We start from the raw sequence: 13,221 nt of genomic DNA, 5'->3' as shown, positions 1-13,221 counted from the left end.
TCGATTTCAGGCCGATCCGGGGCCGTTCCTCGCCAGCGCCCGGACACGCCTGAGGGCCCCCGGGCCGCACTTCCTGACCCAGAGGTTGGCGCACGCCTCGCTCAGGCGCCCTTCAGATGCCGCATCAGTCGCTCGAAGTCCTGCCACCCCGACAGATCCGACGGGTCGCCGGGCAGCGGGTAGTACAGCGCCGGACGGGACCTCGGACCGAGCTGGACCGGCGGCTCGGACAGCGGGGTGCGCCGGGCACGGTCGCCGGGCATCTCGCGGACCTCCTCCGCGCCGAGCACGAAGGCCAGCGGGACACCGGGCCCCTCGAAGCGCGGCGGAACGGCCAAATCGCGCCGTGCCTTGCGGAGTTGGACGAGCATCGACTGCAGGTGATGGCGGGTGGCGAGCACCTCCGCAGCCCGGGGCAGGGCGTCCAGCGGCGGCTCCTCGTCGGGCCCGTAGCCGAACGCCAGCGTGACGTCCTCCTCCACACCCGCCTTCGTACGGCTGATGCGGACCGTCGCCAGACCCGGCCGGTCCGGGCTGCCGACCACCACGATCCAGGTCGGCTCGGGCGCCCTCTCGAAGGCGACATCGGTCAGCCGGCGCAGCGACCAGGGGAGGTTGGCGGGCTCCGCGGTGCCCCAGCCGGCCGGAGCCTCGCCGGTCAGCTCGCGCCACACCGACTCCAGGGCACCGCCGAGCACCAGCCGGTCGTCCGCGGGGTGGACCGTGCGGAACGAGACGGCCAGCTGACGCTCGCCGGTGTTCGCGACCTCCTGGTAGGAGGCGGCCACCGGCGTGCGCGGGTCCCCGGGGACCGGGTCGGCCGCCTCGACCGGTGCGAACAGGCCGTTCTGCCAGCGCAGTACGGCACCGGACAGGCCGTCGTAGTAGCCGTCCTCCTCGTCCTGCACCACCCAGCGGGATGGCCAGCCGCTCAGGCTGTTGCGTACGGCGGGGGAGAGCGTGGCCCCCGGCGAGGTGACGATCTGGAGCCCCAGCTCGGCATGGGCGGCGGCCCGGAAAGCGTCCGAGAGCCAGGCCGTCATGGCGATCACCGGGCGGTCCTGGATGACGACGGCGACCTTGTCGGTGAGGGCGTCGACGGCGGGCTGCGCGGCCGCGGGTGTGGGCGCGACGCTCACGCCCTCGGTCTTCACCACGGCGAGGGAACGCGCGGCCTCCGGCGGCCAGGCGGAGCCCCCGGCCAGCGTGGCGAGCCGGGCCGCGAAGGTGCCCGCGAGCAGCTCGGCCTCCTCGACGCCGGTGGTGGCGCGGGCCTCCGTCCACCAGAACGGAACCGGGGGCGCGGTGGCCCCGAGCAGCCGCTCGGCCTCGCCCGCGACCTGCACCAGCAGTGGTGCCTCGACGGAGACGAGCGGCCGGCCCTGCTCGTCGCAGAGCTGCACGACGGCATCCTCGCCCGTCGTCCCCACCAACTTGTCGGGGCCGCCCGCGAGCAGACCCGCGAGCACGGTCAGCGGGTCGGGCATGCGCCGGGTCAGGGCGATGACGTCCTTGGTCATGTGGTCGGCCGTTCCTTCTTCGTCCGGGGTGCGGATGTGCTGCGGGGCGCGACCCGCGGGTACGGGGCGGTTCCCCGGTGCGTCACTCGGCGGTGTACACGGTCTGGATCAGGCGGTTGGGCCGGCCCCTGCGGATGAACACACCGCGGCCCGCCGGCTGCTGCGCGGCGTACACACCGGGGAACAGCTGGCCCTCGCTGCGGTCGCCCGCCATGAGGAGCGCCGAGGCACCCGACTCGCGCAGGCCCAGCACCAGCGGGTCGTACATGCCGCGCGACGCGCCCGCGACGCGGCGCGTCAGGACGAAGTGGAGCCCGATGTCGACCGCGGACGGGATGTACGGCAGGAACGGGTCGAGCGGCGCCTGGCCCGCGGTGGTCAGCACGTCGTAGTCGTCGACGAGGATCACGATCCGCGGACCGCTGCCCCAGCTGCCGGGCTCCAGGTCCTCGGTGTCCGCCCGGTCGTCGGGCAGCCGCTTCTCCAGCTCGGTGGCGATACCGGCGGCGAGGCCCGCGCACATCTTGGGGTTGTACGCGTAGCCGCCGCGGAACTCCTCGGGGATCGCGCCACGCAGGCCGCGCCGCGGGTCCATGACGGCGAAGACCAGCTCCTCCTCGCCGTAGCGCTCGATGAGTCCTCCGGCGATGGTCTTCAGCAGGTTCGTCTTGCCGCACTCGCTGTCGCCCATGATCAGCAGGTGCTGGTCGTGGTGGAACAGGTCGAGCATGGCGGGGGCGAGCGCCGTCTGGTCCAGGCCGATCGGCACCCGCCGGGGCTCGGCGACCGGGCCCGGCAGCAGATGCGGCTCCAGGATGTGCGGCAGGATCCGTACCGGCTGGGCGACCTCGCCGCTCCAGGTGGCGCGGACCGTGCGGGCCGTGTGCTCCAGGACAGCGCCGAGGTCCGAGGTGTCGGCCAGCCCGTCCGTACGCGGCAGCGCGACCTGTGCGAAGAGCTTGCCGTCGGTGAGGATGCGGCCCGGCTCGTCCGGCGACAGGGTCTGGGCGAGCTTGCGGTCGATGCTGGACTCGCTGGGGTCGTTCAGACGCAGCTCGACACGGGTGCCGAAGTTCGACTGGGTGGCGATGCGTACGTCGTTCCAGCGGAGCATGCCCGCGACGACATGGATGCCGTAGCCGCCACCGCGCTTGAGGATGTCGACGACGGCGTCGTCCAGCTCGTCGAAGTCGTCGCGCAGCGCGCCGAAGCCGTCGATGACGAGCACGATCTCTGCCGAGGCCAGCTGGGGCAGCCGGCCCGCCGCGTGCAGGGAACGCAACTGCTCCACGGAGTCGATGCTGTGCTCGCGGAACAGCTCCTCACGGATCGCGAGCATGCCCCGCACTTCCTCGACGGTGCGTCCCGCGCGCTCCCGGTCCGCACGGCCGGCCACCCCGCCGACGTGCGGCAGGCCCGACACGGCCTGGAGGCCGCCGCCGACCAGGTCGAGGCCGTAGACGCCGACCTCCTGCGGGGTGTGCGTCAGCGACAGCGCGAGAGCGAGCGTGCGCAGGAGAGTGGTCTTGCCGGACTGCGGACCGCCGATGATCGCGGCGTGGCCGCCCGCCACCGTCAGGTCCAGATACCACTGGCCCTGCCACTGCTTGGTCGGGTCGTCCAGCAGACCGAGCGGCACCTGGAGCGGACCCCTCCGCTTGGCCAGCTGCATCCCGCGCGGGCCGACGTCCAGCGGGCCCGCGACCTTGTCCAGGGCGATGGCGTCGGGCAGCGGCGGCAGCCAGATACGACGCACCGGACCGGCCGCGCTGCGCAGCTGATCGACGATGACGCCCATCTCGGTCGGCCCGGTCTCACGCCGTCGCGCCTTCGGCTCCTCGCCCGGACCCTCCGGCTCGGCCAGAGTGTTGAAGGCCTCGTACTCAAGAGCGAGAGGACCGGTGTCCTCCTCCTGCGTACGCTGCACCGGGCCCCGGTACGCGCCCGAGACATAGCTCGCCTTGAACCGCTCGTAGTGGCTGGTGTCGACCTTCAGATAGCCGAACCCGGGCAGCGGCGGCAGATGGAAGGCGTCCGTGGTGTCCAGGACCGTACGGGACTCGTCGGCGGAGAAGGTACGCAGACCGAGGCGGTACGAGAGATAGGTGTCCAGGCCCTTGAGCTTGCCGCCCTCGATGCGCTGGCTGGACAGCAGCAGATGCACACCGATGGAGCGGCCGATGCGCCCGATGGACAGGAACAGGTCGATGAAGTCCGGCTTTGCGGTGAGGAGTTCACCGAACTCGTCGATGACGACGAACAGATGTGGCAGCGGGTCCAGATCGGGCCGCCGGTCGGCGCGCAGCGCCGCGTAGTCACCGATGTCGGCGACATTGCCCGCGTCCTTGAGGACCTGCTGGCGGCGCTTGACCTCACCGGCGAGCGAGGCGTGGACGCGCTCGACGAGGCCCGCCTGGTTCTCCAGGTTGGTGATGACACCGGCCACATGCGGCAGGTCCGCGAACGGAGCGAAGGTCGCACCGCCCTTGTAGTCGACGAGGACCAGGGCGAGGTCCTCCGGCGGGTGCGTGGCCACCAGGGCGAGTACGAGGGTGCGCAGCAGCTCCGACTTCCCGGAACCGGTGGCACCGACACACAGCCCGTGCGGGCCCATGCCCAGCTCGGAGGACTCCTTCAGGTCGAGGAGCACCGGCTGGTGGGAGTCGCTGATGCCGATCGGCACGCGCAGGAAGGCACGTTCGCCGCGCGGCGCCCACAGGTGCGACAGATCGAGCTGCGCCACGTCGTCGATGCCGAGCAGGTCGGCGAAGTCGACGGGCCCGGACAGCGGGGCGTCGACGAGCGACTCGGCGGACAGCCGCATCGGCGCCAGCATCCGGGCCAGGCCCTCGGCGAACGGGATGCTGACCTCGTCCACGGTGCCGTGGGCACTGATCGGCTCCTGCTCACGCAGGTCCTCGATGACCACCCGGTCGCCGTCGACGGTGATCCGGACGCTGACGTGTCCCGGCTCCTGGACCCGGTGTTCGAGCAGGTGCAGCACGCTGACACTCATCTCACGCAGGCCGACCGCGTCGTCGGGGCGCGGCAGGTCGACGGCGTCCTCGCCGTGCCCGTCGGTGACGACGAGCAGCCGGGACGTCATGGACAGCGCGTCCTTGCCGGACAGGCCGCGCCGCACCTCGGCCGCGTACGAGGCGCGACGGCGCAGCTCCGGGCCGATCTGGCGGGCGAGCTGGGGCGCGGAAGGGGCGATCCGGCGCGCGGCGACGGGGCCGTCGAACTGCTCGGGGTCGAGCAGATGCGGCATCCACTTGGCCCACTCCCAGTCGGCCAGCCGGTCGCCGGGCACGGCGAGTGCCATCGCCACGTCGTCGGGGGCGTGCGTGGCCGCGGTCTGGACGAGCAGGGCGCGTGCGACGCGCAGACAGTCCTCGCGGGGGCCGATGACGCTGATGTTGCCGACCCGGTCGAGCGGGACGGTGAGCGGCAGTTCGGTGCCGGTACGGAAGCGGTCCATCAGCGCCGACGCCTCGTTGAGCATGAAGAGATCGGGCGGCGAGAGGACCGACGAGCCCTGCTGGGCGACCTTCAGATCGCGTACCGGCATCTCACCGGTGCCGACGCGCACCCGCAGGAAGTCGCCGTCCAGACGGCGGCGCTCCCACACCCGGGCCGGGTCACGCACTATGTCGTACAGGGCGTGCGGCGGCGGATTGAGGATGTCGGCCCGCTCGGCCCGCTTGCGCTCCTCGTCGGAGAGCTCCTCGCGCAGGTCCTCCAGATAGGCGAGGTAGGCCTCGCGCTGGGTGCGGCGGGTGCGCTGGGCCTTGCCACGCTGCGAGAAGACGAGCGCGACGGAGCCGATGACGGTGACGACGAGGATGATCGCGCCGAGCCCGGCGAACTGACTGTTGCGTACGACCGTCATCATCACGACTGACGACATCACACCGGCGACGGGCAACAGCGACATCGCGATGTTGCCCGACTTGCCCTCGGGCAGGTTCGGCGGGGCCTCGATGGTGCGCGCCTCGGAGGCGGCCGGCGGCCGGGTGGTCCTGGCCGGGCGGTGGATCAGTCGGGTACTCATCGTCGTCCGTCACTCGGGGTCGGGCTCGGCATCGGGGATCAGTGGTGCTGCTGATCGGTGGTCAGTGGTGCTGCTGGGAGAGCCGGAACACATCCGCGGCGAGACGGGTGGCGGCCTCTCTGGTCGCGTGCGCCAGGAGCTCGGTACGGATCGCGCCGCCGGCCGCCAGATGCCGGTCGTACGGCAGGACCTGGACACCCGCTCCGGTGGACTTGAGCTTCTCGGCGGCCTCGTCGAGGTCGAGTCCGGGGTGCGGCACCAGTTCGCTGAGCACGACTACCGTGCCGGCGATCACATGACGGGGCAGCGACTGCATCCACTGCAGCACCGCGTACGTACTGGTGATGCCCTCCAGCGTGGCGGGTGCCGCCAGCACGCGGGCCTGCGCGGCGGACAGCGCGACCCGGGCGACCTCGGCCGGCAGCGTCTCGCAGTCGACGACGGTGACACCGAAGTAGCGGCGCAGCGAAACCATGACCCGCTCGTACGCCCTGCTGTCCAGCATCGCGCCGATCTGGCCCTGACTCCCGGGCAGCAGCCAGGCGTTGCCCGGCAGCTGGACGAGATAGCCGGTGATGTCCAGCAACGACATCTGCGGCTCGATGATGCCCGCCAGGTCGCCGGTGGTCCAGCGCAGCGTCTCGGCACCGAGTCGCAGCGGCAGCGAGCCGAGCGCCGGGTCGGCCTCGACGAAGAGGACCGGGTCCTGCCGGTAGTGCGCGTACGTGGTGCCGAGCAGCGCGGCGACGGTCGACTTGCCTGCGCCGCCCCGGATGGAGGTGACGGCGATCTGCCGGCCGGTCGTCACGGGCTGCTGGAGCATCTCGGCGGTGGCCGTGGTCCTGGCGACCTCGCGCGCGGCCGACGAGGACACGCTCACCCGCAGGGCGCGCGCGGCCCGTGCGGCGAACGGCTCGCCACGCCGCGCCTTGCGCCCGACGGCGGCCAGCCCCCTGTCCACCACGGGCCGGGAGTCGGGGGTGCGGTGGGGGCGGGTGCCGGGGGTGTACGTGGCCTGGGCCTGGGCCTGCTGCGGCTGCCCGACGGGGTGAGCCGCCATCGGCTGCTGTTCCTGGTAGGCGGCGTACTGGGCTGCCTGCTGCTGTTCCTGGTGGCCGGCCTGCGGCTGGGGCGTCCCGTACGTGGGGGCGCTCTGTGCGGGGAGGCCGGGGTTCGACGCGGGGGCGGCGAACGGCTGACCGCCCTGCCCCTGCGCGGGGGCACCGTACCCCTGCCCGCCAGGGCCCTGCGCGCTCTCCTGGGCGGCACCGCCCCTCATGGCGCGCAGCACATCGCCCTGCCAGTTGTCTTCGTTCGGCATGTCTGCCCTTCTTTTTCGCCCTGCTGCCCCGCCCGGAGCACCTGCGCGTCGACTCAGAACTTGTTGAGCAGCTGTCCGTACACGCCGAACACACCGACGGCGAGCGGGAAGAGCCCCACCACGCCGATGGATTCGACCAGATCGGCCATGCGTCGCAGCCGGACCTGCGCATGCTCGGGCGGCTGCACCGCCAGGACGAGCAGCGGGAGCACCGCCGCCACGCACAGCAGGGCGAGCGGTCCGGCACCCCCGGCGTGCTGCATCCACAGCACGACGAGGCGTACGACCAGGATCGCGGCGGCGGCGAAGAGCGCCACGACCTCGGCGACCAACGGGAAGGCGCGTGCCCGGGAGAGCAGCACGAGGGCCACGAGCGAGGGGAGCGCCACGGTCCACACGGACGGCCGGTCGGCCAGGGTGAGCAGCCAGCCGCCGGCCGCCGCGGAGACCGCGGTGACCACCGTCGCGAGGGCCAGGCCGCGGTGGGTGGCCGCGAGCGCGTTGCCCACCTGGTGGCGGCTGACCGAGACACCGCCGGAGCGGCGGTCGTCGAGTGCGGTGAGCCCCGACGCCGCCAGCGCGAGCCGGGGAAGCAGACCGAGCAGCACCACCGAGAAGACGGCCATGACGGCGCCGAGCCGGGCCAGGTCGTCCTGGACGGCGGCAACGGCCTCCCACACCACAACGATTGCGGTGGTCGCCACGGCACCGATGAGCCCGCCGCGGCCGAGCGGCGAGAAGTAGCCGAGAAGCACCAGCATCAGGACGAGCGCCCCCGCGACGCCGGCGAGCCGCGAAGTCCCCGACCAGTCGTACGCATCCGCGGCGGTCCACGCGGTGGCGATGCCGAGGCTGCCCGAGGCGAGCAGAAGCGCGGTCGCCAGACCCCGGTTGCCCTGCCCGATCCTGGCAACGAGCGCACCGGCAGCCAGCAGCACGAGCGTGACGGCCACGAGGGCGCCGGTCAGGGCTTCGAGGGCGAACTCGCGGCGGGCGAGCAGCGCGGCGATCACCGCGAAGGCCACGGACGCCACACCCGCACTGGTCCGGCGCGCGGCGGGACGCCAGCGCCAGGCCTGCAGGTCGAGGTCGTCGGCCACCAGATCGGTGACATCGTGCACGACCGGGGCGGGGGGCGCGGAGTGGGCCCGGACGAGCCGGAGCACGGCGCCGTCCGCGATCCCTGCCGAGGACAGTGTGCTGTCGTGCGGCAGCGCGGAGCCGTCCGACGTGATCAACTGCCGTGTCATCGGGCGCGCGGCGGCCCGGTCGTCCAGCAACTGCAGAATGTCCGGCAGCAGCTGCCCGATCGGCGTATCGGACGGCAGGACGATATCCGCCCGGCGTCGCTCACCGACCAGGGTCACCCGGCTGAGCTGCGCTCGGGAAGTCGTTGCTGTGCTCACCACTTTACGGGAACCTATCATCGCGACGTTTGAGGAGTCGGGCAGCTTGGCGTGCCCATGCTACTAGCGCCTTCTCCGTCCCCTTTGCGGGGAACTCTTTCTGAATTTGCCGGAGTTACCGAGTTACTGGGGATTTTTCGCTGATTCCCCACTTTTCTCCGGTTGTGCCGATTTCATCGGCTGCTCGTACTGCTGTTCCTGGCGCTGCTGCTTCTGCTGCTCGGCCTTCTGCTTCTCCAGCATGTTCTGGATAAACGACCACCCGACACATCCCGCGCACAGCACGGCCGCGATGGCGATACCCGCGAAGACCTTCCCGAGCCGCTCGTCCGCCGTGCGCCGCGCCCGCTGCGCGCCGAACAGCAGCGCGTCCCGCATCCTGCGCCGGCGTACCGCCACCGACTCCAGAAGCTGGCTGTCGTAATCCCGTGCCATTCGTCTCGTCGTCCGTTGCCTCAGTCGTACGTTGCGTCGGTCATGGTTGCTGCATCACCGGCCGTCGGTCCCAGGGCCGGTGGCCGGGGGCGGGTTACTCCCGCTCGCTCCTGCTCGCTCCGAAGGAGCGGCATATTCCGCATCAGTCGACGCGCACCGTACGGGAATCCCCCAATTAACTCCTGCAACATAAGGCATGGGCGAGGAGGCAGTACAGCCCAGGTTGTGGCGTGAGCACGTTGTGGAGCGAGCGAGAACAGCCAGCGCCGATTCCGCATTCGTCAGGGATCGTCATGGGTGCCGGCGACCTCGGTCGCGTACCACGAACACAGCGACTCGGCCACGGCGTCGATGAGTCCGTCCTTCGCCGCCCGGGCAATCGTCCCGTCCGAGAACCGCTCCCCGCGCACCACGGCCGTGGCCGCGCGCACGGCGTCGGCCGGGCTCATCCGGCCGTCGAGCGGCACGGTGGGTGGCGGATTGTCCTGCCAGAGGTACGCGGGTGTCACGGCGCCGACAGCGGGCAGGGCCCGGACCACGCGTTCGAGCCGCCTGCTGTGCAGCGGATAGCTCATCTGCCGGGTGCCGTCCGGCTGCTCCCCGCCCTTGGACCACTGGACGTCACGGTCCTCGTCCGTCAGCGCGGCGAGCCCTTCCCTCAACCGGCGCCACGCGTCGGTGTTCTCACGGTCGAGCTGGGCCAGCAGACGCCGGTCGTCGGCTGCGGTCACGACGTGGGCCAGCTCCGTGAGCGCCGCCAGGGACGGGGCCGCGGTCAGGGAGCCCGGGACGATGTGGCTGACACACCTCGGGTCCGAGCCGCGGACCAGCTCGGCGAGCGCGGCTGTGGGTGCGAGCCCGCGCGCCTTGGCCTCGTCGAGCTTTGCGGACCACCCGAGCCCTTCGTTGAAACCGGCCCGGTCACCGGCGGGCCGCAGGCACCAACCGGCGGCGTCGGCCGCGTCATTGGCCCACAGGTAGCCCATCGCCTCGCCGCGGGCGTTGGCGACGGTGAGGTGGTGGACCGGCCTGTCGGTCTCGCCGCGGTAACGCGGTGCGTCGGGGTCGTACGTCATGATCCGCTCGTGCCGTGGGCGTCGGTGCGCGACCTCAGCCCCCGCTTGCCAGTTCCTTGAGTGCGGCGAGCGACGGAGCCTCGGCCAGTGAGCCGGGTACGACGCCGCTGCCCTTGATGTCGCTCGTGTCCCGGACCAGTTCGGCGAGCAGGGCAGTGGGAGCGATCCCGCGGGACTTCGCGTCCCGCAGCTTCCTGAGCCACGCGGCTCCGGCGTTGATCGCGGCGGCTCCCAGCCCCTGCGGCGTCACCCAGCCGGCGGCGTCACCCTCGTCATTGGCCCATACGTAGCCGATCACCACGCCGTCGCTGTCGGCGACCCGCACGTACTGAACGGGCCCCTGCGCGACACGGTTGTAGCGGGGCGGCCCGGCGACCCGCTTGAGCTGCATGTCTTCCTCGAAGCGCGGATTGGGTCGGTTCTCGCTGGTCATACGCTCTTCCTCTGTCACTTCGGCAGGACTTCGCCGTACACCTGGGCCTGTCCGGCCTCGTCCACGAAGACTCGGGTCACCCGGTACTCCGAGCCGCGCCCGAGAAGGATCTCACGCTCGGTCACGCCGTAATGGCTGACCTTCTCCAGCCACAGCGCGGGCGTCCCCTTCGGGACCCGCAGGTGGAGGATGGCGTCCTTGCCCGCGAAGCTGGGTACCGGGTGGTTGCCGAGCGATGTGGACAGATAGCCCTCGTCACCGTACGTGCCACCCAGCATTTCGAGAGGCGAGTCGAGGTCGAGGTGCCCGATGCCCGTGCCGCGCACCACCATGACGTCCTCGGGCACGGGGCGGCTCGACATCACCCGGTCCATCTCGCTGATGTCGTGCAGCACCTCGGGCCTGGGACCGTAGTAGGGGTCGTTCCGCAGGTAGCCGTTCATGTCCTTGTACGAGGGGAACGAGTCGCCCGTGTAGTCCCGGAGCGCCTGCTGTGCGGACGGGTCCAGGTTGTCCACGTAGTCGTTCCAGTAGTCCCGGCCGTACTGGATCGCGTCGAAGTCGTCCGCGAACGGCACGGTGCCGTCGGTCAGTTCGGCGGCGGCGACCCGGTGCTTCTCGGCGATGGAGAGTGCGTCGAAATCGGCTTCCGACACGTGGGGCGTGTACGTGAAGTCGTCCGCCGTGCCGCCTGTGCCGGGCCCGTCCGCACCGTGGTGGCCGGCCGTCGTCGCGTCGTCGGCGCCGTGCAGGGCGTCACCTGCGGCGCCGTGCGGGTCCACATGCCCGCCGTGGTCGCCGGCGTGCGCCGCGTCGTCGCCGTGTGCGGCCACATCGTCTGCGTGCCCGCCGCTGTGCGAACCGTCGTGCCCGTGCATGCCCGGTCCGTCGTGGCCCGGAGTGTGCGGGGCGTCCGTCGTGTGCGGGTTGCCGGCGGGCACGTCATGGCCGGGACCGTGGGGTCCCGTGGGCGGCAGGTCGTGCCCCGGAACCGTGTGACCCGGGATGTCGTGCCCCGCGCCTGCCGGGAAGTGGTCGGCGGGAACGTGACTGCCGACGCCGCCCGGAACATGGCCGGGTGCGTGGCTTGCCGGGTCGAAGGCTGCCGGGGCGGGACCGAACGATCCGTTCGGTACGTGACTGGGTACTCCGCCCGGTACATGGCTGCCCGCACCGTGCGGCACGTTGTCGAAGCCGCCGCCCGGCGTGTGCGGCGCCATGCCGGGGAAGCCGCTTCCCGCGTGAACTCCCGGCGCCATCGGCTGCTGAATCTGCCAGGACGACGGCAGGCCCGACGTATGGGGGACCGTGTCGTGCGGGATCGGAGTCGTTTCGACCACGCCGTTCGGAGTGACCAGGTTGCCGTTGGGCTCCAGGAGGCGCCCATCGGGCAACTGCACGGAACCGTCGGGAAGTTTGGGGATCTCGATGTTGCCGATGCCCTTGAGGGCCTTGGTGATGTCGCCGATCTTGGAGAGGCCGGCGCCTGCGCCCTTGGCGATGTAGGTCATCGGGTCGATGACCTTGCCGGCCTTTCCGGCGACGGACAGGACCTTGGCGACGGCGCCGGCCTTGCCGGCTCCTGCGGCTGCTCCGCCGGCGCCGCCGGTGAAGACGGTGGTGAGGACGTTGAAGGTGACGGCTCCGGCGGCCCGTCCGGGGTTCTTGCCCCATTCGTCCCAGGCGACCAGGGCCTTGCCGGTTTCCTTCATCGCGGTGCGTGAGTCGCGGAGCCAGGAGGGGAGTTTGTCGTCGGGCAGGGCCCAGAACAGGGTGCCCGCGCCGGGGATCGAGGAGATGACGAGGCCGGTGGCGAGCTGGGCGAGTCCCTTCCAGGCCTGGCCCATGGCGTCCCAGCCGCCGAACCCGACCAGGGTGCCGAGGCCCTTGATGGTGCCCCATACCCCGTCGACGATCAGGCCGTCCCAGACGAACGACTTGACCCAGTGCCCGACCTCCCAGACGTGGTGCTTCTCCTCGACGGGGTCGCCCCAGGGGAGTTTGGCGTTCTTCAGGTCGTCCGCGTTGAACCCGTACTGGTCCTTGCGTTCGGATCCGTCGCCGGCGACCATCTGGACGCCGCCGGGGATCAGGGCGGTGATCTTGTTGTGGCAGGTGCGTTCGGCGGCCCAGAACGCGGCGACGGTCGCGGTGATGTCGTCGCGGAGCTGGTTGTGCTCGTCGACCTTGTCCTCGTCGTACTCCCAGTCGTCGTCGTCCTTGTTCGCGTTCACGAACTTCGTCGCATCCGCCTTCAGCCGCTCCAGCTTCGTGACCAGCGGACGGATCTCCGTCGCGTAGTCCGACAACGACGAGGCGACCTTCTCCAGATCGTCCGCGAACCCGTCCGCCCGGTCCTTGACCGGCTTCGTCGTCGCGAAGAGCTGCTCGGCCTCGGGAGCCTGGTAGTAGGCGGACAGGGCCTGGAAGTGGGTGTGGACGGACGAACCGGTGTCGCGGATGTGCCCGGCGTCCGTCTTCAGGCTGGCGTGGTCCTTCTCCAACTGACCCAGATCACCGGTGTACTGCGGAATCGCCCCGGGCTTGATCACTTGTCCTGCACCCCGGGCTTCTTCGGATCCAGATCCACCGCACCGAGCGCCTTGCGCTGGGCCTCGGCGGCCATCTCCAGGTCACCGTTCAGATAGGCCGTCGTCGCGTCGACCGCGCCCTGCAACGACTTCCCCGCCCGCGCCGCGATGAACTTCAGATCCGGCGTGGTGTGCTCCGCGAACTGCGACAACGCGAGCGCGACAAGACCGCCCGCGGCCTTCTCCCCGTCCTTGCCACCACCGCCATCACCGCCGCCTTCGGCGCTGATCGTGCCCGCACTCGACGCCGCGGACGTCAGATGATCCCCGTACGACGTCGCATACGTCTGGATCTTCCCCGCGACCTCACCCGTCGTCTTCAACACGCCAGAAATACCCTGCGGCTTCAGATCCCAGCCGGTCATGCGCTACCTCATGCTCCCCG

General features: G+C 71.2%; 9 protein-coding genes. All 9 read right to left on the bottom strand.

Features of this window, described 5'->3' with window-relative positions; genetic code table 11:
• Positions 1–101: 101 nt before the first annotated feature.
• A complete protein-coding gene (locus tag NRF20_RS14525; RefSeq protein ID WP_413752687.1) occupies positions 102–1,520 on the bottom strand; it encodes a DUF6177 family protein in 1,419 nt (472 codons plus the stop codon).
• Positions 1,521–1,602: 82 nt separating this feature from the next.
• Positions 1,603–5,574, bottom strand: a complete 3,972-nt coding sequence (gene eccCa / locus NRF20_RS14520; protein ID WP_266357787.1) for a type VII secretion protein EccCa — start codon at positions 5,572–5,574, stop codon at positions 1,603–1,605.
• Positions 5,575–5,635: 61 nt separating this feature from the next.
• Positions 5,636–6,895, bottom strand: a complete 1,260-nt coding sequence (locus NRF20_RS14515) for a MinD/ParA family protein (RefSeq protein WP_413752686.1) — start codon at positions 6,893–6,895, stop codon at positions 5,636–5,638.
• Between the two features lie 53 nt (positions 6,896–6,948).
• On the bottom strand, positions 6,949–8,322 hold the full coding sequence (gene eccD, locus NRF20_RS14510) for a type VII secretion integral membrane protein EccD (RefSeq protein WP_413752685.1): 1,374 nt from the start codon (positions 8,320–8,322) through the stop codon (positions 6,949–6,951).
• A gap of 102 nt (positions 8,323–8,424) precedes the next feature.
• On the bottom strand, positions 8,425–8,736 hold the full coding sequence (locus NRF20_RS14505) for a hypothetical protein (protein ID WP_266357784.1): 312 nt from the start codon (positions 8,734–8,736) through the stop codon (positions 8,425–8,427).
• Positions 8,737–9,017: 281 nt separating this feature from the next.
• Positions 9,018–9,812: a DUF6508 domain-containing protein gene (locus tag NRF20_RS14500; RefSeq protein ID WP_413752684.1), complete on the bottom strand. Its 795-nt coding sequence runs from the start codon at positions 9,810–9,812 to the stop codon at positions 9,018–9,020.
• A 34-nt stretch (positions 9,813–9,846) separates the two neighbouring features.
• Positions 9,847–10,245: a hypothetical protein gene (locus NRF20_RS14495; RefSeq protein ID WP_398630413.1), complete on the bottom strand. Its 399-nt coding sequence runs from the start codon at positions 10,243–10,245 to the stop codon at positions 9,847–9,849.
• A 14-nt stretch (positions 10,246–10,259) separates the two neighbouring features.
• The gene (locus NRF20_RS14490; protein ID WP_413752683.1) at positions 10,260–12,797 is read right to left on the bottom strand and encodes an ADP-ribosyltransferase; all 2,538 of its coding nucleotides are present in this window, start codon (positions 12,795–12,797) and stop codon (positions 10,260–10,262) included.
• A complete protein-coding gene (locus NRF20_RS14485) occupies positions 12,794–13,201 on the bottom strand; it encodes a DUF6507 family protein (protein WP_413752682.1) in 408 nt (135 codons plus the stop codon). Before NRF20_RS14485 ends, NRF20_RS14490 begins: the two co-directional genes overlap by 4 nt.
• Positions 13,202–13,221 lie beyond the last annotated feature (20 nt).

Source organism: Streptomyces sp. R-74717, assembly GCF_047305335.1.
Classification (GTDB): domain Bacteria; phylum Actinomycetota; class Actinomycetes; order Streptomycetales; family Streptomycetaceae; genus Streptomyces; species Streptomyces atratus.
This window is presented reverse-complemented; position numbering and strand designations above follow the sequence as displayed.

What these genes read in the sequence shown, in the direction of transcription:
- NRF20_RS14495 (WP_398630413.1), bottom strand. Translation starts at nt 10,245, where the DNA reads ATGACCAGCGAGAACCGACCCAATCCGCGCTTCGAGGAAGACATGCAG.
- NRF20_RS14515 (WP_413752686.1), bottom strand. Translation starts at nt 6,895, where the DNA reads ATGCCGAACGAAGACAACTGGCAGGGCGATGTGCTGCGCGCCATGAGG.
- NRF20_RS14485 (WP_413752682.1), bottom strand. Translation starts at nt 13,201, where the DNA reads ATGACCGGCTGGGATCTGAAGCCGCAGGGTATTTCTGGCGTGTTGAAG.
- NRF20_RS14505 (WP_266357784.1), bottom strand. Translation starts at nt 8,736, where the DNA reads ATGGCACGGGATTACGACAGCCAGCTTCTGGAGTCGGTGGCGGTACGC.
- eccD (WP_413752685.1), bottom strand. Translation starts at nt 8,322, where the DNA reads ATGATAGGTTCCCGTAAAGTGGTGAGCACAGCAACGACTTCCCGAGCG.
- NRF20_RS14500 (WP_413752684.1), bottom strand. Translation starts at nt 9,812, where the DNA reads ATGACGTACGACCCCGACGCACCGCGTTACCGCGGCGAGACCGACAGG.
- NRF20_RS14525 (WP_413752687.1), bottom strand. Translation starts at nt 1,520, where the DNA reads ATGACCAAGGACGTCATCGCCCTGACCCGGCGCATGCCCGACCCGCTG.
- eccCa (WP_266357787.1), bottom strand. Translation starts at nt 5,574, where the DNA reads ATGAGTACCCGACTGATCCACCGCCCGGCCAGGACCACCCGGCCGCCG.